Source organism: Amycolatopsis sp. GA6-003 (genome assembly GCF_046267895.1).
In the GTDB taxonomy this organism is placed as follows: domain Bacteria; phylum Actinomycetota; class Actinomycetes; order Mycobacteriales; family Pseudonocardiaceae; genus Amycolatopsis.
Genome location: NZ_CP176499.1, coordinates 6,925,589 through 6,946,232, shown reverse-complemented (window position 1 = coordinate 6,946,232; position 20,644 = coordinate 6,925,589). Strand labels below are relative to the sequence as shown.

General features: G+C 69.9%; 24 protein-coding genes and 1 pseudogene. 11 read left to right on the top strand and 14 right to left on the bottom strand.

The genetic code is table 11. The features are described from left to right. Window positions 1-65 precede the first annotated feature (65 nt). Window positions 66-506, bottom strand: a complete 441-nt coding sequence (locus F9C12_RS31555; RefSeq protein ID WP_409185396.1) for a MarR family winged helix-turn-helix transcriptional regulator — start codon at window positions 504-506, stop codon at window positions 66-68. Window positions 507-638: 132 nt separating this feature from the next. Between F9C12_RS31555 and F9C12_RS31550 the strand changes: the two genes are divergently transcribed. Together F9C12_RS31550 and F9C12_RS31545 are read left to right on the top strand one after the other, a co-directional pair. Then, window positions 639-1,697, top strand: a complete 1,059-nt coding sequence (locus F9C12_RS31550; protein WP_409462796.1) for an LLM class flavin-dependent oxidoreductase — start codon at window positions 639-641, stop codon at window positions 1,695-1,697. After that, window positions 1,694-2,242, top strand: coding sequence for an NAD(P)H-dependent oxidoreductase (locus F9C12_RS31545; RefSeq protein ID WP_409462795.1), 549 nt, complete (start codon window positions 1,694-1,696; stop codon window positions 2,240-2,242). Before F9C12_RS31550 ends, F9C12_RS31545 begins: the two co-directional genes overlap by 4 nt. Here F9C12_RS31545 and F9C12_RS31540 read toward each other — a convergent pair. Beyond that, entirely contained in the window at window positions 2,227-3,102 is an 876-nt protein-coding gene (locus F9C12_RS31540) for a LysR family transcriptional regulator (protein ID WP_409462794.1), read from the bottom strand. The genes F9C12_RS31545 and F9C12_RS31540 overlap by 16 nt on opposite strands. Before the next feature lie 107 nt (window positions 3,103-3,209). On the opposite strand from F9C12_RS31540, the gene F9C12_RS31535 reads away from it, so the two are divergent. Continuing rightward, window positions 3,210-3,599, top strand: a complete 390-nt coding sequence (locus F9C12_RS31535; RefSeq protein WP_409462793.1) for a hypothetical protein — start codon at window positions 3,210-3,212, stop codon at window positions 3,597-3,599. Beyond that, window positions 3,596-5,170 (top strand): multicopper oxidase family protein, encoded by a 1,575-nt coding sequence (locus F9C12_RS31530; protein ID WP_409462792.1) that lies wholly within the window; start codon window positions 3,596-3,598, stop codon window positions 5,168-5,170. Before F9C12_RS31535 ends, F9C12_RS31530 begins: the two co-directional genes overlap by 4 nt. Here F9C12_RS31530 and F9C12_RS31525 read toward each other — a convergent pair. Continuing rightward, window positions 5,167-5,697: a hypothetical protein gene (locus tag F9C12_RS31525; protein ID WP_409462791.1), complete on the bottom strand. Its 531-nt coding sequence runs from the start codon at window positions 5,695-5,697 to the stop codon at window positions 5,167-5,169. The two genes, F9C12_RS31530 and F9C12_RS31525, sit on opposite strands and share 4 nt — an antisense overlap. A gap of 213 nt (window positions 5,698-5,910) precedes the next feature. Here F9C12_RS31525 and F9C12_RS31520 point away from each other — a divergent pair, with 213 nt between their 5' ends. Further along, window positions 5,911-6,549 (top strand): response regulator transcription factor, encoded by a 639-nt coding sequence (locus F9C12_RS31520; protein ID WP_409462790.1) that lies wholly within the window; start codon window positions 5,911-5,913, stop codon window positions 6,547-6,549. 123 nt (window positions 6,550-6,672) lie between these two features. Here F9C12_RS31520 and F9C12_RS31515 read toward each other — a convergent pair whose 3' ends face one another. After that, entirely contained in the window at window positions 6,673-7,296 is a 624-nt protein-coding gene (locus F9C12_RS31515) for a response regulator transcription factor (RefSeq protein ID WP_409462789.1), read from the bottom strand. Window positions 7,297-7,437: 141 nt separating this feature from the next. Between F9C12_RS31515 and F9C12_RS31510 the strand changes: the two genes are divergently transcribed. From F9C12_RS31510 to F9C12_RS31500, 3 genes are all read left to right on the top strand, one after another. Then, window positions 7,438-8,013: a TetR family transcriptional regulator gene (locus tag F9C12_RS31510; protein ID WP_409462788.1), complete on the top strand. Its 576-nt coding sequence runs from the start codon at window positions 7,438-7,440 to the stop codon at window positions 8,011-8,013. Between the two features lie 62 nt (window positions 8,014-8,075). After that, entirely contained in the window at window positions 8,076-8,789 is a 714-nt protein-coding gene (locus F9C12_RS31505; RefSeq protein ID WP_409462787.1) for an ABC transporter ATP-binding protein, read from the top strand. Further along, window positions 8,786-9,520, top strand: coding sequence for an ABC transporter permease (locus F9C12_RS31500; RefSeq protein WP_409462786.1), 735 nt, complete (start codon window positions 8,786-8,788; stop codon window positions 9,518-9,520). Before F9C12_RS31505 ends, F9C12_RS31500 begins: the two co-directional genes overlap by 4 nt. On the opposite strand, the gene F9C12_RS31495 is transcribed toward F9C12_RS31500, so the two are convergent. Genes F9C12_RS31495 through F9C12_RS31485 form a run of 3 tightly spaced genes read right to left on the bottom strand, consistent with a single transcriptional unit; the run spans window position 9,517 to window position 12,151 of the window. Next, window positions 9,517-10,086, bottom strand: a complete 570-nt coding sequence (locus F9C12_RS31495) for a hypothetical protein (RefSeq protein ID WP_409462785.1) — start codon at window positions 10,084-10,086, stop codon at window positions 9,517-9,519. The two genes, F9C12_RS31500 and F9C12_RS31495, sit on opposite strands and share 4 nt — an antisense overlap. After that, window positions 10,083-10,616 carry a hypothetical protein gene (locus tag F9C12_RS31490; protein ID WP_409462784.1) on the bottom strand — a complete coding sequence of 178 codons (534 nt, stop codon included), beginning with the start codon at window positions 10,614-10,616 and terminating at the stop codon, window positions 10,083-10,085. Before F9C12_RS31490 ends, F9C12_RS31495 begins: the two co-directional genes overlap by 4 nt. 50 nt (window positions 10,617-10,666) lie before the next feature. After that, entirely contained in the window at window positions 10,667-12,151 is a 1,485-nt protein-coding gene (locus tag F9C12_RS31485; RefSeq protein ID WP_409462783.1) for a flavin-containing monooxygenase, read from the bottom strand. 80 nt (window positions 12,152-12,231) lie between these two features. Between F9C12_RS31485 and F9C12_RS31480 the strand changes: the two genes are divergently transcribed. After that, on the top strand, window positions 12,232-12,873 hold the full coding sequence (locus tag F9C12_RS31480) for a TetR/AcrR family transcriptional regulator (RefSeq protein ID WP_409462782.1): 642 nt from the start codon (window positions 12,232-12,234) through the stop codon (window positions 12,871-12,873). On the opposite strand, the gene F9C12_RS31475 is transcribed toward F9C12_RS31480, so the two are convergent. The 5 genes from F9C12_RS31475 to F9C12_RS31455 all read right to left on the bottom strand — a co-directional run bounded on the left by F9C12_RS31475 (window position 12,860) and on the right by F9C12_RS31455 (window position 17,947). After that, window positions 12,860-13,717, bottom strand: a complete 858-nt coding sequence (locus F9C12_RS31475) for a sigma factor (RefSeq protein WP_409462781.1) — start codon at window positions 13,715-13,717, stop codon at window positions 12,860-12,862. The genes F9C12_RS31480 and F9C12_RS31475 overlap by 14 nt on opposite strands. Window positions 13,718-13,728: 11 nt before the next feature. Next, window positions 13,729-14,769 (bottom strand): NAD(P)/FAD-dependent oxidoreductase, encoded by a 1,041-nt coding sequence (locus F9C12_RS31470; RefSeq protein WP_409462780.1) that lies wholly within the window; start codon window positions 14,767-14,769, stop codon window positions 13,729-13,731. A gap of 64 nt (window positions 14,770-14,833) precedes the next feature. Then, complete coding sequence (locus F9C12_RS31465; RefSeq protein ID WP_409462779.1) at window positions 14,834-15,295, bottom strand: GNAT family N-acetyltransferase; 462 nt, start codon at window positions 15,293-15,295, stop codon at window positions 14,834-14,836. 99 nt (window positions 15,296-15,394) lie between these two features. After that, window positions 15,395-16,975, bottom strand: a complete 1,581-nt coding sequence (locus F9C12_RS31460; RefSeq protein WP_409462778.1) for an ABC-F family ATP-binding cassette domain-containing protein — start codon at window positions 16,973-16,975, stop codon at window positions 15,395-15,397. Between the two features lie 159 nt (window positions 16,976-17,134). Then, complete coding sequence (locus F9C12_RS31455; protein ID WP_409462777.1) at window positions 17,135-17,947, bottom strand: helix-turn-helix transcriptional regulator; 813 nt, start codon at window positions 17,945-17,947, stop codon at window positions 17,135-17,137. A gap of 84 nt (window positions 17,948-18,031) precedes the next feature. Here F9C12_RS31455 and F9C12_RS31450 point away from each other — a divergent pair. Beyond that, a pseudogene (locus F9C12_RS31450) lies at window positions 18,032-18,211 on the top strand (MFS transporter); the annotation flags it as partial. A 55-nt stretch (window positions 18,212-18,266) separates the two neighbouring features. Then, window positions 18,267-19,361 (top strand): MFS transporter, encoded by a 1,095-nt coding sequence (locus F9C12_RS31445; RefSeq protein ID WP_409467108.1) that lies wholly within the window; start codon window positions 18,267-18,269, stop codon window positions 19,359-19,361. On the opposite strand, the gene F9C12_RS31440 is transcribed toward F9C12_RS31445, so the two are convergent. Both F9C12_RS31440 and F9C12_RS31435 read right to left on the bottom strand, forming a co-directional pair. Beyond that, window positions 19,315-19,998, bottom strand: coding sequence for a class I SAM-dependent methyltransferase (locus tag F9C12_RS31440; protein ID WP_409462776.1), 684 nt, complete (start codon window positions 19,996-19,998; stop codon window positions 19,315-19,317). The genes F9C12_RS31445 and F9C12_RS31440 overlap by 47 nt on opposite strands. Before the next feature lie 40 nt (window positions 19,999-20,038). Beyond that, window positions 20,039-20,602 carry a class I SAM-dependent methyltransferase gene (locus F9C12_RS31435; RefSeq protein WP_409462775.1) on the bottom strand — a complete coding sequence of 188 codons (564 nt, stop codon included), beginning with the start codon at window positions 20,600-20,602 and terminating at the stop codon, window positions 20,039-20,041. Between the last annotated feature and the right edge of the window lie 42 nt (window positions 20,603-20,644).

Here is a 20,644-nt window from a genome sequence, read left to right as displayed (position 1 = left end):
AGTTCGTGACCGGGCAACAACCGTCCATGGTCGAGAATCGGGCAAATCACCCCGCCTGGGGCGGCTCAGCCGTCCCCGAGATTCCGCCACACGGAGGCCAGAAGGCGCAGCTGCTCGTCGTCCAGCCGGTCGAAGAACAGCGTCCGGAGGTCCTCGTGATGGCGGCGGCGGGCTTTGCGCATCAGCGCCCGGCCCTGCGCGGTCAGCACCGCGTCGAAGCTGCGGGCGTCGACGGCCGATTGGCGGCGTTCGATCAGCCCCCGGCGGACGAGCCGGTCGGCCAGCCGGGTGAAGCCGCCGGTGGACATCAGCCGCCGCTGCGCGAGGTCGGTCATCCGCATGCCCGCGTCGCCCGCCTCGGCCAGCAGGGCCAGCACGCTGTACTCCGCCATGCTCACGTTCAGCGGCGCGAGCCCGTCGGCCAGCGCGCGCCACAGCCGCTCGTGCGTGCGCAGGAACCCGCTCCACGCCTCCTGTTCCAGGTCCCGCAGACCGTCGCTCGCCATGGCCACACGGTAACCGGGGCCCGGCAAACGGGTGATCGCGGCCACCACCGGAAATAGTTGTCTGCGCAGACAGGTTAATTCCGGCAGGCCCGTCCGCGACGCGGCGGCGGGCACCGGAAAGGAGCACCGACCATGGCTGAACCGCAGACCGCCGGGCCGCGGCCGTTCGAGCTCGGCGTCATGACCTTCGGCGAACTGACCCGGGACCCGGTTTCCGGGAAGCTCCCCTCGCCGCGGCAGCGGGTGCGCGAGACGATCGAGCAGGCGCAGGTCGCCGACCAGGTCGGGCTCGACGTGTTCGGCGTCGGCGAGCACCACCGCACCGACTTCGTCGGGTCCGCGCCCTCGATCCTGCTCGCCGCGGCCGCCGAGCGCACCGAGCGCATCCGGCTGACCAGCGCGGTGACCGTGCTGAGCTCCGAGGACCCGGTGCGGGTGTGGGAGCAGTTCGCGACGCTCGACCTGCTGTCGGAAGGCCGGGCCGAAATCATCGCGGGCCGCGGGTCGTACACCGAATCCTTCCCGCTCTTCGGCTACGACCTCGCCGACTACGCCGAACTCTTCCGCGAGAAGCTCGACCTCCTGCTGGCGATCCGCGAGCAGAACCCGTTGACTTGGAAGGGAAAGTTCCGCGCGCCGCTCGACGAAGCGGACATCGCCCCGCGTGCGGACGGCTTGCCGATCTGGGTGGGCGTCGGCGGGTCCGCGGCATCGGCGGTCAGCACCGGTCGGCGCGGGCTGCCGATGGCATTGGCGCTGCTGCTGGGGCCGTTGACGCAGCACGAGCAGACCGCCGAGCTCTACCGGCAAGCGGCGCGGGAAGCCGGGCACGAGCCGGCGGCGATCAGCATCAACGTGCACGGGTATGCCGGGCGCACCAGCCAGGAGGCGCGCGAGACCATGTATCCCTATTTCGCGCAGGGCATGCTGGAGAACAACCATCAACGCGGCGAAGGCATGCGGATCTCGCGGGCCGCTTTCGAAGCACAGGCTTCGCCCGGGTCGGGGCTGCTGGTGGGCAGTTCGGCGGAGCTGATCGAGAAACTGCTTGCCTACCACGAGTTCTACGGGCTGAACCGGGTGCTGGTCCAGCTCGGTTTCGGCGGGGTGCCGCAGAAGGAGCATCTCGCCGCGATCGAGCGGTTCGGCGCCGAGGTCGCGCCGGTCGTGCGGCGGGAGATCGCGGCGTGAGCGGGCTGCGGGCGGTGGTCGTCAACGGGAGCCCGAGCCGGCCGTCCAAGACGATGGGGCTGGTGGACGTCATTCTGGACACGCTCGGCGGGCTGGTTCCCGTGGAAGCGTCGCGGATCGACGTCTACCGGCTGGGGCTCGGCGGAATCATCGAACGGCCGGACGCGCCGCCGGAGGTCGAGGCGGCGTTGCGGAGAGCCGAAGAGGCGGACCTGCTGATCGCGGCGACGCCGGTGTTCCGCGGTTCGTATCCCGGGATGTTCAAGCAGTTCTTCGACCTGGTCGACCAGTACGCGCTCGTCGACAAACCCGTCCTGCTGGCCGCGACCGGCGGCGGCGAGCACCACGCGCTCGTCCTGGAGCACGCGCTGCGGCCGTTGTTCGGCTTCTTCCAAGCCCTGACGCTGCCGGTCGCGATCTTCGCCTCCAGCGGGGATTTCGACGGCACCGTGCTGTTGAATCCGCGCGTGCACGGCCGGATCGAGATCGCGGTTACGTCCGCGGTCCGGTTCCTTCCGGCGCTGGCGGTTCAGGAGGCGAAGTAGGCCGTCGCGAATTCCGTCAACCGTTGTGCCGCCGCGGAAAGATACGCGTCCGCGCGCCGCACGACGGTCAACGTCCGAGAGCAATCCGGAACATCCAGCCGAAGCCCGACAGCCGCCTCGTCCTTGGCGGCCTGCCGGGCGACCTCCGGCACCAGGCCGACCCCCAGGCCGCTCGCGATCAGCTGGCCGGTCGCGCCGGGTTCGTCGCTCTCGCAGGAATAGTTCGGTTCCATCCCGGCCTCGGCGAAAAGGCGGTCGGCCAGCGTGCGCGGCCAGTAGCCGGGCCGGGTGGTCACCATCGGCTCGTTCGCGAGATCCGCCATCCGGACGCGTTTGCGGCGCGCCAGCCGATGCGTGCTGGGCACGGCGAGCAGCACTTCCTCGCGCAGCAGCTCTTTCGCCTGCAGGCCAGGCTGCCGCAGCGGCTGCGAGGCGAAGCACAGGTCGACCTCGCCCGCGCACAGCTGCTGCGCCATGGTTTCCGCCGACGATTGGTAAAGCCGCAGCTCGATGCCGGGGTACTCGGCACGGAAGGCGCTCATCAGGCCGGTGAGCGTGAGCAGGGTTTCCGCCGCGACAGCGACCCGGCCGTGGTCCAGACCAGCCAGGTCGACGAGTTCCTGGCGGGCGTCGTCGAGTTCGCGCAGGGCCCGGTCGACGCGGCGCAGGAACGTGGCGCCGAAGTGGTTGAGCCGCAGCCCTCGCCCGGCGCGTTCGAACAGCGGGACGCCGAGATCCGCCTCCAGCCGCGCGATCGCCCGGCTCAGCGAAGGCTGGGCGATGTGCAGCTCGGCCGCCGCCTGGCTGAGGTGGCCGCGGTAGGCGACCGCCTGGAAGTAGCGCAGCTGAAGCAGGTCCATTTCATAGCTCCGAGGTCATGAATATATGCCGAATTTGGTCTTGGACGGCATGAGAACTTCAGCTTAGCGTCTGAACGGGGGAAGACTTACGCGCACAAGGGGGAACGGTGGCCGAAGCGGCCCTGACACGCGGGCGGACGTTGCTGGTGGTGCTGCGGGCGGTCGTGACGGTGCACGCCATCGCGATCCTCGGCCAGCCGGTGTTCGCCGGACGGTATCTGATCGGCGACTACGACATGCTGGCGATGCACGAACTCGGCGCGAACATCGTGTCGACGGTCGCGCTGATACAGCTTGTGCCGGCCGCGCTGTACTGGTGGCGCGGCGGCGTCCAGTGGCCGTTCTGGGCGAGCCTGCTGCTGGCCGGCGGCGAGACCGCGCAGTACTTCGCAGGCCAAGCCGGCGCGCTCGACCTGCACATTCCGCTCGGCGTCGCGCTGGTCGCGATCGCGCTCGGGACGTTGTTCGGCATCTGGCGGACCGGGGCGCGGCGATGAGCGGGATGTCGCGCCGCCGGTTTCTCGGGCTGGCCGGCGGCGCCGGGGTCGTGCTCACCGCCGGGTTCGTCACCCCGCGGCTGCTGCGCCCGGCCGCCGTCACCGGTGAAATGCTGACCAGCGAAGTGCCGCTGCCGCAACCGTTTCAGGTCCCGTTGCCGCTGCCGCCGGTGCTGAAGCCGGTATCCCGCGACGGCGGCGTCGACCGGTACGAGATCGCACAACGGGCGAGCACCGCGGAGATCCTGCCCGGGCTGCGCACGCCGATCTGGGGTTACGAAGGCATTTTCCCCGGGCCGACGATCGAGTCCCGCAGCGGCCGCACCACGATCGTCCGGCACCGCAACGAACTTCCGGTGCCGACTGTCGTGCACCTGCACGGCGGACGCACGCCACCGGAGTCCGACGGATACGCCACCGACCTCGTCCTGCCCGCCGACGGCCGGTATCTGGCCGGCGCCGGGCACGGCCACGCGGGGATGGCCGATCCGGACGCCGTCGTCATTACCGGCACCCGCGAGTACACGTATCCGTTGCGGCAGAAGGCCGCGATGCTTTGGTACCACGACCACCGGATGGATTTCACCGGTCCGGCCGTCTACCGCGGCCTCGCCGGGCTGCACATCGTCCGCGACGACGAGGAAGACGCCTTGCCGCTGCCGCGCGGGGAGCGCGAACTGCCGCTGGTGATCACCGACCGCGCTTTCGCCGAAGACGGATCGATGCGGTATCCGTCGCTGGATCCGTCCCTTCGGTCGGTGCCCGGGGTCGAAGACGCTTACGCGGCAGGCGTTCTCGGTGACGTATTGCTGGTGAACGGAGCCCCGTGGCCGGTCGCGGAAGTGTCGGCGACCCGGTATCGGCTGCGTTTCCTCAACGGTTCCAACGCCCGCCGGTACGACCTCGCCCTCGATCCGCCGCCGCCGAGCGGACCGGCGTTCACGCAAATCGGCTCGGACCAAGGCTTGCTCGACGCCCCGCGCGGCCACGAGCATCTGCCGATCGCGCCCGCCGAACGGTACGACCTGGTGGTCGATTTCGGCGCTTATCCGGTGGGTACCGAGGTAACGCTGGTCAACCGGATCGGCACCGGGTCCACCGCACGGGTAATGCGTTTTCGCGTCGCTCGCCGGGCCAAAGAGGACAGCCGCATCCCGGCGCGGCTGTCCGAAGTGGAGCGACTCGACCGGGCACAAGCGACGGTGACGCGCGAGTTCGCGTTCCGAAGTGGACAGTTCAACGGCAGGCACGGCTGGACCATCGGCGGCGAGGCTTTCACTCCGACGCGCATCGCGGCCCAGCCGAAACTCGGCGACGTCGAGATCTGGCGGTTCGTGGCGGACCTGCACCATCCGATCCACCTGCACCTGGTGCACTTCCAGGTGCTTTCCCGCGGCGGCAAGGATCCCGCGCCGCACGACGTGGGCCGAAAGGACACTGTGGACCTTCAGCCCGGCGAAGCGGTCGAGGTGATCGCGCGATTCGACGGGTACCGCGGGCGGTACATGTTCCATTGCCACAACGCCGAGCACGAAGACATGGGAATGATGGCCACGTTCAAGACGGTCTAACGGGGCCGCACCCAGGATTTCGCGCGCCGCCCCGTCGCGAACGCGCATACCAGCAGCGGCAGCACCCAATCCGCGTCGATCAGGAAGAAACGCACGAGAGACCCGCCGCCGACGCCGTCCAGGTCGAGCACGCGGCTGCCGTCGATCGGCACGAACGCGACCACCAGGGCGACCGCGACCACCAGCAGCCTGCTGCCCGCGCCGAGCAGAACGAGCGTGCGGCCGAGCGGGTTGCGCAGCGCCAGCAGCATCGCGCCGGCCAGGCAGCACACCCCGCAGAGGACCTGGCTGACCAGGCCGCCGAGCATGCTGCTCGAGAGGGTGCCGTCGTCGGCGGGCACGTACCCGGCGATCAGCGACCACGCGTCGACCGGGTCCCAGCGGCCGCTCGGCTGAGCCGAAGGGACCGTGGCGGACGGCCAGATCAGGAACGCCGTCTCCCGAACGGCCGCTAGCACCGCGAAGCCGATCGCGAGTGCCGCGCCTGCCGGCAGCCGCCTGGTCCGCTCGACCGTTCGTTCCGCCACCAGACCCCTCCTCCATCGCCAGAAGGCGGCCAAGCTAGCGCGGCGCGGCGGGACCGGTCCCGGATGTCCTGGCTCAAGCTGCGCGAACGCCATCCGGTCGTGCGGGCAAGTACCAGCACTGGACTGCCGTCTAGTGCTATCGTCCAACTAGGGTTACAAGTAATAACGTTCGATTACGTCCTTAACTACACTGGGCCGCGTCTGTGAGCTGACATGAGCGCATTGCCGGAACGAGTGGCGATCATCGCCCACGACCCGATCAGCGGCGAGGGCGCGGCCGCCTACCTGCGCGGCACGCCCCGCTACGCCGTGCTGGCCCCCGCCGAGGCGCCGCGCGCGGACGTCCTGCTCGTGATCGTGCCGGAGGTCCGCGAGAAAACCCTGCTCGACCTGGCGCGCATCCGCCGGGGCGCGCTGATGCCGGACGTGCGCGCGGTGCTGGTCGCGGACCGGATCGAGAAGGCGGAACTGCCGAGGCTCGGCGGATTCGGCCTGTCCGCGGTGCTGTACCGCGGTTCGGCGACGCGCGAGAAGCTGCTGGAGGCACTGGCCGCCCGGGCGCCGGCGGCGGAACCGGAGGAGGCCCGCGCGACCAGGCTGACCGACGAATTCCGCACCAGCGAGGCCGAGGCCCGGTACCCGCGAGGCTTCCTCGACCGGCACCGGCTGCAAACCCGCGAGGTGCAAATCCTCGGCCTGCTCGCGGACGGTCTCGGCACGGTCGAAATCGCCGACCGGATGGCGTATTCGGAGCGGACGATCAAGAACATCATCAGCACGCTGCTGGTGCGGTTCGACCTGCGGAATCGCTCGCACGCGGTGGCGTATGCGCTGAGGACCGGCATCATCTGAACCGCCTCGCCCGGATTGCCTGGTGCGGTCGCGGGGTGGCTCGGCTTGCCTCGCGCCCGTTCCGGAATGCGCAGGCGGCCGAACGCCCGATTGCCGCCTCCGCGATCAACCAGAGCCCCCACCTCAAATCGCGCCATTCCGAAGCGCATACGCGACCGCGTGCGTCCGGTTGCGCAAGTCCAGCCGTTGCGACAAATCGTGGATGACCTTCTTCACCGCGCGTTCCGAAAAGTTGATTTTCTCCGCGGTTTCCGCCGTGTCGAGGCCTTCGGCCAGCAGGCGCAGCACGTCGATTTCCCGCTGCGTCAGGCCGGAACTGTGCGTCGGGCGAGGGTCCATCGGGCGGCGGAAATGGCTGAGCAGCGTGCCCAGCGCCGCCGGGGGCAGGATTCCGCCGCCGCGCGACGCCGTCAGCACCGCGGCGGCCAGTTGCTCGCTCGACGTGCGTTCGCGGTTCAGCAGAGCGACCACGTTGCATTCCACCGCGGTCAGCACCGCGGCCCCGGCGGCCTCCTCGTCGACGAGCAGGACCACCGGAGCGTCCACAGTGGCCTTCAGTCCGCGCAACGTCGACGTCACCTCCACCGAGAGCAGCTCGGCCGCGACGACGAGCACGTCCGCCTCGGCGGTCACCACGGAAAACTCCGGCCGCGTCTGCAACCAGCTCCGGATCCCGGTCTCGGTAAGGGGATCCGAGGCTCGAATCAGCACCCGGACCGCTTCCTTCCGCACCGCCGCCCCGTTCATCCCGTTCCCCCTCCCCTTCCGGTCCTCCCGCAACCTAGGGCCCCGGCGGGACGACCGGCGATCCCGCGCGGGGTAAAGATCAGGTACAGCCAGCTGTACCGCCCATGGTCCCGCGATACTGGGGAGGACGAAAGGACGCCGATGGCACGGACGGGACGCCGGCCCGGGCAGACCGAAACGCGGGAGGCCATTCTGGCCGCCGCGCGGGACCTGTTCGGCCGGAACGGGTACGAGGGCGCGACGATCCGCGCGATCGCCGCCGAGGCGGGCGTGAATCCCGCGCTCGTGCACCATTTCTTCGGCAGCAAGGACCAGGTTTTCGCGACCGCGCTGCACCTTCCGGCCGACCCGGGCGTCGTGGTGGCCGCGATTCTGGACGGCCCGCGCTCAGGCGTCGGCGAACGGCTCGTCCGGCTGTTTCTGACCCTGTGGGAAACCCCGGCCTCGCGCGACGCGTTCTTCGGCGTGCTGCGTTCGGTGTCCACGACCGAACAGGCCGCGGACATGCTGCGCGGCTTCATCCAGGGAGCACTGCTCGACAAGATCGCCACCACCCTCGACATCCCGCCCTTGCGGGTCACCGGCATCGCCGCCCAGCTCGTCGGACTCGCCATGATCCGCTACGTCATCCAGGTCGACCCCCTCGCCAAGGCCTCCCACGACGACGTCATCGCACTGATCGCCCCCGCCGTCCAGCAGTACCTCGACCACGCCTGACCTCGGCCGATCCACCCCGCCCGGCCTTGACAGGGAAATTCCGCACGCGCAGAATTAACCGCATGATTAATTCCGCGGTGGTCATCGACGGCCTGCGGGTCGTCCGCGGTGGCCGGGAGGTGCTGCGCGACGTGAGCTTCCGCGTCGAGGCCGGTTCGGTCACCGGGCTGCTCGGGCCTAGCGGCTGCGGGAAGACCACGCTGATGCGCGCGGTCGTCGGCGTGCAGGTGACCCACGGCGGCACCGTCACCGTGCTCGGCGAACCCGCCGGGAGCCGCCGGCTGCGCAAGCGGATCGGGTATGCCACCCAAGCGCCGGCGGTCTACGCCGATCTCACCGTCACCGAATCCCTGCGCTATTTCGCCTCCGTGCTCGGCGCGCCTGCGCGTTCGGTGACCGACGCGATCGAGCAGGCCGGCCTCGGTTCGCACGCCGACGCGCTGGTCGGGCGGCTCTCCGGTGGCCAGCGCAGCCGGGCGAGCCTCGCCGCCGCGCTGCTCGGCAAACCCGAGCTGCTCGTGCTCGACGAACCGACTGTCGGGCTGGATCCGTTGCTGCGCGAGCATTTGTGGAACGTTTTCCATCGGCTCGCCGCCGACGGCACCACGCTTCTGGTGTCCAGCCACGTCATGGACGAAGCCGCCCGATGCACCCGGTTGCTGCTGATGCGCGACGGCGCGCTGCTCGCCGACGATTCGCCGGACGCCCTGCGCGCGGCCACCGGTGAACAAGACCTCGAACGCGCGTTCCTGCACCTGGTGAAGGCCCAGCGATGACTGTCTCGATCACCCTCGCCACCACTCGCCGCATCCTGGCCCAGCTGCGCCACGATCCGCGCACCGTCGTGATGCTCGTTCTCGTGCCGACGCTGCTGATGTTGTTGCTGCGCTTCGTGTTCGACTCGGCCGCGACGTTCAGCCGGGTCGCCCCCGCGCTGCTCGGCGTGTTCCCGTTCGTGATCATGTTCCTGATCGCGTCGATCACCACCCTGCGCGAACGCACCGCGGGCACCCTGGAGCGGCTGATGACGTTGCCGCTGCGGAAATTCGACCTGCTCGCCGGGTACGCGCTCGCGTTCGGGCTGGTCGCGGTGCTGCAGGTGGCGGTCGCGACGGCGGTCAGCCTGTGGTGGCTCGGGCTGTCGGTGGCCGGTTCGGTGTGGTCGCTGCTGCTGATCACCGTGCTCGACGCGTTGCTCGGCATGGCGCTGGGCCTGTTCGTGAGCGCGTTCGCGACGAGCGAGTTCCAGGCCGTGCAGTTCATGCCGCTGTTCGTGCTGCCGCAAACGTTGCTGTGCGGGCTTTTCCAGCCGCGCGACCAGATGGGCTGGGTGCTGCACTGGCTGTCGGACGTGATGCCGCTGTCCTACGCTGTCGAAGCGCTCACCCAGGTGACGCACAGCGCGGACTGGACGACGACGTTGACCCGCAACATTCTCATCGTGCTCGGCTGCGCGGTACTCGCGCTGGGGCTCGGTGCGGCAACGCTCCGCCGTCGCACGCCTTAAAGCCGCCGAGCCGCTGCCTCGTAAGCCGCGCGGTTGCGGTCGAGCCATTTCGCGAAGTACTGGTCGGACTGCGCGTAAACGTATCCCGGCGGGACGAACAAAACGGCGAAGACCGCGAACGTGCCGAGTCCGATGATCGCCAGCTTCAGCTCCGGGTCCGACGGTGGAGAGGACATAAAGGACAGTCCACAGACGACAGCCGCCAAACAACCCATCCCTGTCGCAGCGAAGAAAGCTCCCCGCACGTTCCCCGGCGTTCGGCCAGCAGGCGGATGCGAACCCGGACGCAACGCCCGTTCGGTCGCGGGCCGACTACGCCAGTTCAAGACCCCGCCGAGCCACAGCACCGCGAAGAACACCCCGCCGCCCGCCAGGCCGAACCCGCCCGCGGCGGAGTGGGCCAGCACGCCGACCAGAAGCCCGCCGATTCCGAACAGCCCGGCGAGGCTGGCCGTCATCACCCGATAAACCCGGCGCGTGGTGACAATCGCCTGCAGCCGTGCGGTGTAGTCGCGCAGTCGCTGCTCCGGCGTGTCCGCGACCGCGCGGACCTGGTATCCGCTCACGGCTTCCGGAGGAACCCGGCCGCTCGGAGCCGTTCGGTCTCGCGGACGTCGATGCTCGTGCGCACCCCGTTGGTCACGGTGACATCGCCGTTGAGCACACCGAGCGCGATGATCACGAAGCCGAGCGTGCGGATCAGCATCGCCCAGCCCGCCTTCCAGAGCCCGATCCGGCCGCCGTCGCGGAGCCGGACCAGGCGGATGCCGTTGAACAGCGCGCCGAGGCCGCGTCCGTTGCCGTAGAACCAGCCGTACAGCAGCGGCAGGACAAACAGGCCAGCGATCCCGATCACGCTCGCCCCAACCGCGGCGTCGACGGCGTTCGACTTGAAGTAGTACGCCACCGCCGCGGCCGCGGAGAGACCGGTGACCAGCAGGAAGTCGACCAGCCAGGCCCAGATCGTGGAAGCGGTGCGCGCCTCGACGTACAGCTCGCCGTTCTCGAACGCGCGAATCCGCGCCGCGGCGTCCTTGCCGAGGACGGGTTCGGCCTGCGTGCGGAGGCTGACCAGCACGTCTTGCTGAGTGTTCACGCCCTTCCCGACGCTGATCGGGGGCCGGAGGTTCCCCCGACCGGCGAACCTCACCCGGATTCGGCGAAGCGGTAATCCTCCAGCGGGAACCGCACCGCCTCCCGGTGCGCGCTGATCGTCGACGTCGGGCGCAGCAGGGTCGCCTCGCCGTGCTGGTTGAAGTAGTAGCTGTTGGCGGTCGCGCACTGACCGAGCGCGAACACCGAGTGCCCGACCTTGTGTTTCATCCGCTCGAGGAACTCGTCGTTCGCCCGCTGGGTCACCTCGAACACGTCCGAACCGCGGGCGCGCATCCCGGTGAACAGCCGGTCGATGTGCTTCATCTGGCATTCGATGGTCGTGAAGTACGACAGCCCGCTGTAGGAATACGGGCTGTTGAGCGAAACCAGGTTCGGGAACCCGGGCACGGTCACGCCCTCGTACGCCTGGAACCGGTTGTCCCGCCACCACTTCCCGAGGTTCCTGCCGTCCCGGCCGATGATCTCGATCGCCGGGAAGTTCGTGTCCCACAGGTTGAAGCCGGTGGCCAGCACGAGCGTGTCGATCTCGGTGCGCTTGCCGTCCGCGGTGACGATCCCGGTCTCGTCGATCCGCTCGATGCTGGTGGTTTCCAGATGCACGTGCGGACGGGTGAAGGCCGAGAAGTAGTCGTTGGAGAAGGTCGGCCGCTTGCAGCCGAACGAGTAGTCCGGCGTCAGCTTGCGGCGCAGCTCCGGGTCGCGGACCTGGCGGTGCAGATGCGCGCGGCACCAGCGTTCGGCGATCCGGTTGGCGCCGCGGAACTGCCGGTACTGCACGACGCCGGAGATCATCATCAGCTCCAGGATCGAACTGCCCGCCAGCCGCACCGCGCGCTGCACCAGCGGCAGCTTCGCGAACGCCTGCTGCAGCGGCTTCGGCACGGCGTAGTCCGGCTTCGGGCTGACCCAGATCGGCGTGCGCTGGTAGACGGTCAGTTCCGCGGCGACCTTGGCGATCTCCGGGATGAGCTGGACGGCCGTCGCGCCGGTGCCGATCACCGCGGCGCGTTTGCCGGCGAGGTCGTAGCTGTCGTCCCACTGGGTGGTGTGGATGACCTTGCCGGCGAACTTCTCGATGCCCTCGATGTCCGGCATCTTCGGCTGCGACAGGAACCCGGTGGCGGTGAGCAGGTATTTCGCGGTGACCGTCTCGCCGCCTTCGATGCTGACCCGCCAGCCGGAGCCGTCCCAGGTCGCGCCGGTCACCACGGTGCCGAATCGCATCGAGGCGCGCAGGCCGTACTTGTCGGCGACGTGCTCGGCGTACTTCTTCAGCTCCGCGCCCGGCGCGAACAGCCGAGACCAGTACGGATTGGGTTCGAACGAGTAGGAGTAGGTGGACGACGGGATGTCGACGGCCAGCCCCGGGTACCGGTTCACGTGCCAGGTCCCGCCGAGGTCGTCCTCGCGGTCGAGAATCAGCAGGTCGCGGTAGCCGAGGCGGCGCAGCTGGATGGCCGCTCCCATGCCGCCGAAGCCGGCGCCGACGATGACTGCGTCGTAGCGGGAGTCCATGTCCGACCTCTCGTCCGGAACTACTTGTCAGTAACGGAACCGTATGTCACTTCGCCGGGCTTGGCAATACACTGCAGTGCGTGACAGCCCAGGAGAGCCCCCGCACCACGCGCGCCGAGCGCAAGAAGCAGGAACTGCGCCGCGAGATCATCGACGCGGCGTTCGACTGCTTCGCCGACCTCGGCTACCACGCCACCGGCATCTCCGACATCGCCACCAAGCTCGGCATCGGGCACGGCACCTTCTACCGCTACTTCCAGAACAAGCGCGACATCGTCGACCACGTCATCGACGATCTGGTCGCCCGCATCGTCACCGCGCTCACCGCGGAGAACGCGCCGGACGCGGTGTCCACTTTGGACGCCTACCGCGAGCAGACCGCCCGGATCGGCGACGCGCTGGCGCAGATCTTCGGCGAGGACCCGCGCGTCCCGCGGCTGCTGCTCTTCGAAGCCGCCGGCATCGACAAAGCGATGGCGGCGCGGGTGCTCGACTTCTTCGAGCTGGCCACCGAGCTGACCGCGGCGTACCTGTCGCACGGCGTGGAACTCGGGTACCTGCGCGCGGATCTCGACATCGAGAACAGCGCGCGAGCGATCAACGGGATGATCCTGGCGTCGGCGATCGCCTCGCTGCGCAACCCGGATCCCGCCGAACAACGCCGGCTGAGCGAGGCCGTGCGGCGGATGATGTACGACGGGATCGCGGCTAGCCGAGAGTGACCGCGGCCAGCTTGTCGGGATTGCGCACGAAACACAGCGTCGACACGCCCGCTTCGCCCGCGCGCACGGTCGCGGTCATCGTCACCGCACCCTCCCGCAGGAAAACCGCGCCGGCCCCGCCGTTGATGACCGCGGGGACGATCGTCACTTCCTCCATAGTGGATATTCCGATGAGGAACTGCGCGATCCGGTCCGGGCCGAACAACGGCTTGCGCGCGGCGAGAACCTTGCCGCCGCCGTCGGAGTACAGGACCGCGTCCGGGGCCAGCAGCGCGGCGACTCTCCCGATCTCGCCGGACAACACCGCCTCGGCCAGCTTCGCCAGCGCCTGGGCGTCGTGATTCCCCTGATCTGGCAAGGAATCGCCGATCGCCGAGGTCACCGCCCGTTGCGCGCGCGAGACGAGCTGGCGGGCCGCGGCGGGCGTCGTCTCCAGCACCTCGGCGACCGACGGGTAGTCGACGTCGAGCACCTTGCGCAGGACATACGCGGCTGCCTGCTCCGGGGTCAACGTACTCAGCACGAAGTCGAGCGCCTGGCCCAGACCGTCGCGATGCAGCACCTCCCACTCGGGCGAATCCCCCGCGACGACCGGATCCGGCAGCCAGGGCCCGGGGTAGTTCTCGCGCCGCCGCCGCTGCGCGCGGACCGCGTTGAGCGCCAGTCGCGACACCATCACGGACAGAAACGCATGCGGCTTGCGGACCGTGGCAAGGTCCACCCGGGACCAGGTTTCCCAGGCGTCCTGCACGACGTCCTCCGCGTCGTGACGCGAACCAGTGATGTGAAACGCGGCGGCGAGCATCGTCGACCGGTGTGCGGTGAAGACGGCGCCATGCTCCATGCTGGCCAACTCTAGGCGCCGGTCGGCCACGAGTAACGGCCCGCGCGCTCCCGCTCCTGGGTCAGCCAGCGCACGCTCATCCGGCAGATCGTCTCCTTCACCAGCCCGCCGGCCCGCCCGTCGATCGCGATCGCCCGCTCGGTGTCGTCCGGGTGCAGGAACTGGACGCGCCCGCGTCCGCTGCCGAGGTCCGTGCACTGGAGCACGTAGCCCATCCGGAACGCTTCCCCGGGCTTTCCTTGCCGGCGCGCGGTGATGACGTCGGCGGCGTGCGCGCCCATCGGCAACGCGGTCGCGCACGCGGCGCGGAGGTAACTGGGCGACTCGAGGTGCACGGCGTCACCGGCGCCGAGGATGTTCGGGTGCCCGGGGACGGTGAGCCGCTCGTCCACCAGCAACCGGCCGAACTCGTCGACCGGCAGCCCCGAATCGGCGGCGAGACCCGGCACGGTGAACCCCGTCGTGTCCACGACGAGCCCGTCGAGCTCGGCCGGGTCGACGTGTCGGCCGAGCTCGATCTCGACCCCTTGTTTGGCGAGAAACCGCAGGTGCGCCTGGATCGCGCGGCGGTTCGGGGCGGTGGAGACCAGCTTGACCGCGCGTCCGGCTTCACGGAGCGCACCGGCCAGCTCGACCCCGGTCAGGCCCGCGCCGACGATGGTGACCGGTGCGTCCGGCGCCTCGGCGAGGGCGGCGCGGAGCCGTTCGGCCTCCGGCTCGGAGACGATCCGGTAGCCGCGGTTTTCGTCGCTGGCCCCGGATCCGACGGCGTAGACGAGGGTGTCGTAGGGCAGGTTCTCCCCGGAGGCCAGCTGGATCTGGTCGTCGCCGATCTTGGTCACCGCACTGGGGACGACCTCGACGGCCGGGTTCAGGACGGTTTCCAGGTCGAGCCGGGCGCTTTCCCGCAGCCCGGTCGCGACGCGGTGCAGCCGAATCCGCTCGACGAACCACGGATTCGGGGTGACCAGCACTACCTCCTCGCCGCGTCCGGCCAGCCGGTTCGCGGCCATGACCCCGGCGTATCCCGCGCCGAGCACTGTCGTCGTCATGCTGTCCTCCTCCGCTTTCTGGTGTTCAGCGGATGGACACCGGCCGGGGGAAATCTGTGACAGCTCAGATCTGGCGAGTGAGGTAGGTGCTGTTCGGGTCGTCTCGGTAGCTTCCGAACGGAGCGCACGGGGTGAAGCCCGCTCGCGTGTACAGGGCGCGGGCCGGGGCGAAGAAGTCCATGCTGCCGGTCTCCAGGGAGATTCGTTCGATGCCGCGGTTTTTGGCGTCCTGGAGCAGGTGGTCCAGGAGCGTGCGCGCGATGCCTTCCCCGCGTCGGGCGGGATCGGTGCGCATGCTTTTCAGCTCCTCGTGCCGTGGTTCCAGCGCGGCGAGGGCTGCGGTGCCGACGATGTGCTCACCGTCCTGGACGGTCCAAAGCCGGACGTCCGGACGCTGGAGTGCGGCCAAGTCGAGGGCGTGGCGGCTCTCCGGCGGGGCGGTTGGGGCTAGGTCGTCCAGGTGAGCTTGCAGGAAGGCTCGCAGTCGCGGGTTCGCGAAGTCGGCGCGGTCGATCAGCAGCGGCATGTCCCCCAGTCTGCCGTGCTGATGCGGAGTCCGGCGGTACCCAGGTCCGTGAGGGCCACCCTGAGGGAATCAGCTTCCCTCAGGGTGGCCCTCACGGACCTACAGCGACAACCTCGGCCAGGACGCCGTGTCGCGCAACAACTGCCGGTCGTGCGTGGCCACCACCACCGCGGCCAGGGTCGTCTGCAGGGCAGCGGTCAGCTCGTCGACCAGCGTCGCGGACAGGTGGTTGGTCGGCTCGTCCAGCAGGAGCACCTGCGGCCGGGCGGCCAGGACCAGTGCCAGATCCAGCCGCCGCCGAGCGCCGGTGGACAGCTCGCCGATCGGGCGGTGCCGGTCGTAGCCGCTGAGCAAGCCGAGGTCAGCCGAGCCCGGGAACCGTTGCTCCAGCAGTTCGGCCGCGGTGCGCCGGGCGGGCAGGTCGGATTCTTGGCCCAGCCACCCGATCCGCACCGATCGGGCGCGCGTGACCGTGCCCGAGGTCGGCTCCAGCGCCCCGGCGAGCACGGTCAGCAAGGTCGATTTCCCCGCGCCGTTCCGGCCGGTGACGACGAGCCGGTCCGCGCCACCGAGGGTCAGGTCGACCGGCTGGTCCAGCCGTCCGGCGACACTCACCCCAGCGGCCCGCAGCGCGACAGTTCCTTGGTGCCGCGGCAATTCCGGCATGACGAACTTCGCTGGTGGCGGCGGAACAGCCACCACGTGCGCGTTCAACTCCTCCTGCCGCCGGTGTACGGCGCGGACCAACCCGGGCGCACGAGTCGCGCGGGTGTGCTTGCCGTGGCCCTTTTCCGGACGCCAGTTGTCGCGCAACCGGTTCTGTGCGGCGGAAAGGCCGTCCGCCAACCGCTGGCGTTCGGCCAGTTGCTCGGCGTGCAGTGCCTCCCAGCGGGCCCGTTCGGCTTGCCGGGCCTCGACATACGCCGAGTAGCCACCTCCGTAGCCGCGCGGGCGGCCGTCGCTCGACGGGTCGAGGTCCAGCACAAACGTGGCGACGTCGGCGAGCAACGCGCGGTCGTGGCTCACCAGCACGACCACGCCCGGGTACGCACGCAGCCGCTCGGTGAGGTGTGCGAGACCGGAGGCGTCGAGGTGGTTGGTCGGCTCGTCCAGCAGCAGCACGGAATGGCCCGCGCCGAGCAGGCAAGCCAGCCGGACGCGATGCCGCTGCCCGACCGACAGCGTCCCCAGCGGACGGGTTCGGTCGTCGACCGCGTTCAGCGCGGCGAGCGACACCTCGACCCGCCGGTCCGCGTCCCAGGCGTCGAGGGCTTCGGCGTCCGCGAGCGCGGCGGCGAAGGCGTCGTCCGCGCCGGGTCGTTCTTCGGCGAGCGCGGTGGTCGCAGCTTCCAACTTGGCCAGCGCGGTGCGTACGGCGGTCAGTTCGAGATCGATCAGATCACCAACGGTTTCCTTTTCTCCCAACGGAATCTGCTGGTCGGCGACGCCGATCGTGCCCGCCCGGCGGACCTCGCCGCGGTCGGCAGGCTGGGTCCCGGCGAGCACGCGCAACAGGGTGGTCTTGCCGCGCCCGTTCTCGCCGACGACGGCGATCCGGTCGCCGGCCGCCGCGACCAGATCGACCCCGGCGAGCACCGGACGGCCGCCGAAGGCGACGTGAACATCGGACAGCCGGACGTGCGCCGCGCGAACGCGCGCGGGCGAAAGCGAAGATGTCATGAGGGAATGCCTCCGAGGAAAAGTGACAGCAGCAAAGGACGAGGGCCGGTGCCGCGAACGCGCGCGGTACCGGTGGAGGCGGTGATCCCTCAGAGGTAGAGCTGGTGCTGTATCACGATCGACAGGATAGGCGCCCGCGAGAAGGCGCGCATCCGCATTTCACCCCGTCAGCAACGGGAGCTTCGAGGCGGTGTCGGGATCGGCGGGCAAGCAGGTGAACAGCTTCCGGCCACTGTGGTCCATTGTGGACAGTTTCACGTAATCGAAGGCGAGGACGCCCGCCCTCGGATGGTTGAACACGCGCCGGTTCCCGGTGAACGGCGCGACGTCGTGGGCGGCCCACCACTCCCCGAACTCCGGGCTGGCCTCGCGCAGCGTCCGGACCAGCTCGGCCGCACGCGCGTCCTCGGCCCGGTTCGCGGCGTCGGCCCGGTACTGCGCGAGGAGATTCCGGGCCTGTCCGGGCCAATCGACCAGCAGCGTGCGAATCCGCGGCACGGCGAACACCAGCCACAGCAGGTTCCGTTCGGCGTCGGGCAGCAGCGCCGGATCGCCGATCAGCGCGGCCTCGGCCCGGTTCCACGCCACGAAGTCCCAATGCGCGTCCAGCACGTAGGCCGGGTTGGGGTCCAGCGCGTCGACCATGCCCCGCAACATCCGCGGAGAGGACTCCGGCGGGCGGTCCGGCGGTTCCTCGGCGAGTGCGAAGAGATGCTGCCGTTCCGTCTCGGAAAGCCGCAGTTCCCGGGCCAGGCTCGCAAGCACCTGCCTGCTGACGGTGATGTCCCGCGCCTGTTCGAGCCACGTGTACCAGGTGACGCTGACCCCGGCCAGCTGCGCGAGTTCCTCCCGGCGCAGGCCCGGCGCGCGACGGCGCGGCCCCGCCGGAAGACCGACCTCGGCCGGGGTGAGCCGGTCGCGCCGCGAACGCAGGAAGTCCGCGAGAGCGCGTCGGCGCGACGCTGACGACATGCGTTCCTCTCCGGTCCGGGTAGTGGCGATACCAGCATATTCGCCCGCTACCTCCGCGTCCGGCCCGCTGCCGACGATCAAGCCATGCCCCCCGTTTCCTGGCGCTCGCTCGCGATCCTGCTCATTGGCGTTTTCATGGCGGTGCTGGACACGTTCATCGTGTTCGTCGCCGCCCCCGCAATCCGCTCCGACCTCGGCGCCTCGCCGGCCGAACTCCAACTCCTGCTCGCCGGTTACCAGCTCGCGTACGCCGTGGCACTCATCACGTTCGCCCGGCTCGGCGACCTCCGCGGCCGGAAACCGGTGTTCCTGGCCGGGGCTGCTGCTGTTCACCGGGGCGTCCGCCGCGTGCGCCGCCGCCCCGGGAGCGGGATGGCTGGTCGCCGCGCGCTTCGTCCAGGGCCTCGGTGCCGCGGCGATGTTCCCGCAGGTGCTCGCGATGATCCACGTCGTCGTGCCCGGCCCGCAGCGGCCGAGGGCGTTCGCCGTGCTGGGCGCGGTCATCGGACTGTCCGGCGTCACCGGCCAGCTGCTGGGCGGGGTTCTCGTGACCGCGAACCTCTTCGGCAGCCCGTGGCGGGCGATCTTCTGGGTCAACGTCCCGATCGGACTGCTCACCCTCGTTCTCGCCGCCCGCTTCCTGCCGCGAACCCGGCCGGACGGCACCGCGCGTCTCGACCTTCGCGGCACCGCCGTGCTGACCGTCGCCCTCGCCCTGCTCGTCCTGCCGCTCGTCACCGGACGGGAAGCGGGCTGGCCGCTGTGGTCCTGGTGCAGCCTCGCCGGCGGTGCCGTCGCGCTCGGGATCTTCGCCGCCGTCGAACGCCGGGTCGCCGCCCCGCTGGTGCGCCCGGGACTGCTGCGGCAGCGCGGATTCAGTCTCGGCATGGGTCTGGTGTTGCTCACCTACGCCGGGATCAACTCATTCTTCCTGGTGCTTTCCCTTGCCCTGCAAGACGGTCTCGGCCTCAGCCCGCTCGACGCCGCGCTGACCTACCTGCCGTTCGCCGCCGCCTTCCTCGCGATGAGCCTGTTCGGCGGCCGAGTGCCCCGCGCGCCGCTCACCGGCGCGGTGACCGCTGGACTCGGCTATGCCGCCCTGATCGCGCTGTCGGCTCACTTCTGGTCCTTCGTCCCCGCGCTAGCGCTCATCGGCGCAGGTCAAGGTCTTCTCGTCCCGCCGCTTCTGAACCACGTCCTCGCCGCCGTCCCCCGCGAGGATGCCGGGATGGCCTCCGGCGTCCTCGCGACCGGTCAGCAAATCGGCGGAGCGCTGGGAGTCGCGGTGATCGGCGCGGTCTACTACTCCGCGCTGCCGGGTTCACCGCTGCACGCACTCGCGCTGGCCTGCGGCGGGATTCTGGCTCTCACCGGCGGTGCGATAGTGGTTCTTCGCCTGCTGCCGCGCCGATGAACGCGCGAACCGCCAGCACGATCGGGAGCGGAGTCCCGGTCTCGCCGAACCGGTCCAGAGTCAGCCCGGCGTCGAGGAAGGCGTTCAGCAAATCCGGCAACGGCCAGTGCCTCGCGCCGACTTTGTCGCGAATCCCCTGGTCGGTCCACGACTCCTTGGTCCAGTGCCCGTCGAGATAGCCCGGCCGGACCACCACCGCCGCCGGGTCGCCGCGGTCGGCGAACCCTCCGCAAAAGCACGGGTGGACCCCGACATGCACGAACACTCCGCCCGGCCGCAGCACCCGCGCTACTTCGCGCAGCACGGCGAAATACTCCGGCATGTCGGTGTGCACCAGCACCGAGACGACCGCGTCTACACTGCGGTCCCGAACCGGCAACCGTGCGGCGTCGGCCCGCGCGATCGGCAGCCGGGCGCTGGCGTGCCGCAGCATCCCGCCGGACAGGTCGACGCCGAGCGGGGTCCAGCCCAGCCCCCGCACCAGGTCAGCGTGCACCCCGGTGCCGCAACCGATCTCCAGGCACACGCCGCTGCCGGTGCCGAGAAGGTCTCGCAGCGCCTCCGTCCCGAGATTCACCGGCTGGGCGCGGAGGAACTCTTGCTCGTACCAGTCCGCGATTTCGTCGTAGGCCGCCATCACGCCATTGCACCGCCGGGCCACGACGCGTCGCCACCGATTACGCGTTGGGCGAAGAAATCCTCCGGGCACAGAGAATCGTGTCGTGCAATTCCCCGCCGGGAACCTTCCGCGTGCGGTTCTCGGCGACCGTGATCTCCCACTGCTCGGCGTCGAGGCCGACGTCGTGCACGGTGATCCTCGACTCCGGCGGATGCTGCTCCCCGTGGTGATGTCCGACCACCAGCAGCGTCCCGCCCGGTGCGACCCACTCCGCCAGCCGCTCGAACAACGGGCCCGCGGCGTGCACGTAATGCGTGGTGACCAGGTCGAACTGCCCGGCCGGGGTCCAGTTCAGCAGGTCCGCGCAGATCCACTCGACCTCGCTGGATCGTTCGCGCGCCCGCCGCAGCACTTCCTCCGACAGGTCGACCGCTGTCACCTGCCAGCCGTGTTCGGCGAGCCAGCTCGCCTCGGCGCCTTCCCCGCAGCCCGCGTCCAGCGCGCGTCCGGGCGGGAGTTTTCCGGCCTGCTCGACCAGCTGCGGATGCGGTCCCAGCCGCGCGTGTCCGGTGGCGGCGGCCCAGTGTTCGTCCCAATAGGACTGATCGAATGCGTGCGGCACAACGGTTCCTTTCCTCGTTCCCGTTCCACCTTGCGAGCCCGC

Coding starts and splice junctions, on each gene's coding strand:
- F9C12_RS31555 (WP_409185396.1), bottom strand. CDS start 506: ATGGCGAGCGACGGTCTGCGGGACCTGGAACAGGAGGCGTGGAGCGGG.
- F9C12_RS31550 (WP_409462796.1), top strand. CDS start 639: ATGGCTGAACCGCAGACCGCCGGGCCGCGGCCGTTCGAGCTCGGCGTC.
- F9C12_RS31540 (WP_409462794.1), bottom strand. CDS start 3,102: ATGGACCTGCTTCAGCTGCGCTACTTCCAGGCGGTCGCCTACCGCGGC.
- F9C12_RS31530 (WP_409462792.1), top strand. CDS start 3,596: ATGAGCGGGATGTCGCGCCGCCGGTTTCTCGGGCTGGCCGGCGGCGCC.
- F9C12_RS31520 (WP_409462790.1), top strand. CDS start 5,911: ATGAGCGCATTGCCGGAACGAGTGGCGATCATCGCCCACGACCCGATC.
- F9C12_RS31515 (WP_409462789.1), bottom strand. CDS start 7,296: ATGAACGGGGCGGCGGTGCGGAAGGAAGCGGTCCGGGTGCTGATTCGA.
- F9C12_RS31510 (WP_409462788.1), top strand. CDS start 7,438: ATGGCACGGACGGGACGCCGGCCCGGGCAGACCGAAACGCGGGAGGCC.
- F9C12_RS31505 (WP_409462787.1), top strand. CDS start 8,076: ATGATTAATTCCGCGGTGGTCATCGACGGCCTGCGGGTCGTCCGCGGT.
- F9C12_RS31500 (WP_409462786.1), top strand. CDS start 8,786: ATGACTGTCTCGATCACCCTCGCCACCACTCGCCGCATCCTGGCCCAG.
- F9C12_RS31485 (WP_409462783.1), bottom strand. CDS start 12,151: ATGGACTCCCGCTACGACGCAGTCATCGTCGGCGCCGGCTTCGGCGGC.
- F9C12_RS31475 (WP_409462781.1), bottom strand. CDS start 13,717: ATGGAGCATGGCGCCGTCTTCACCGCACACCGGTCGACGATGCTCGCC.
- F9C12_RS31470 (WP_409462780.1), bottom strand. CDS start 14,769: ATGACGACGACAGTGCTCGGCGCGGGATACGCCGGGGTCATGGCCGCG.
- F9C12_RS31465 (WP_409462779.1), bottom strand. CDS start 15,295: ATGCCGCTGCTGATCGACCGCGCCGACTTCGCGAACCCGCGACTGCGA.
- F9C12_RS31460 (WP_409462778.1), bottom strand. CDS start 16,975: ATGACATCTTCGCTTTCGCCCGCGCGCGTTCGCGCGGCGCACGTCCGG.
- F9C12_RS31455 (WP_409462777.1), bottom strand. CDS start 17,947: ATGTCGTCAGCGTCGCGCCGACGCGCTCTCGCGGACTTCCTGCGTTCG.
- F9C12_RS31440 (WP_409462776.1), bottom strand. CDS start 19,998: ATGGCGGCCTACGACGAAATCGCGGACTGGTACGAGCAAGAGTTCCTC.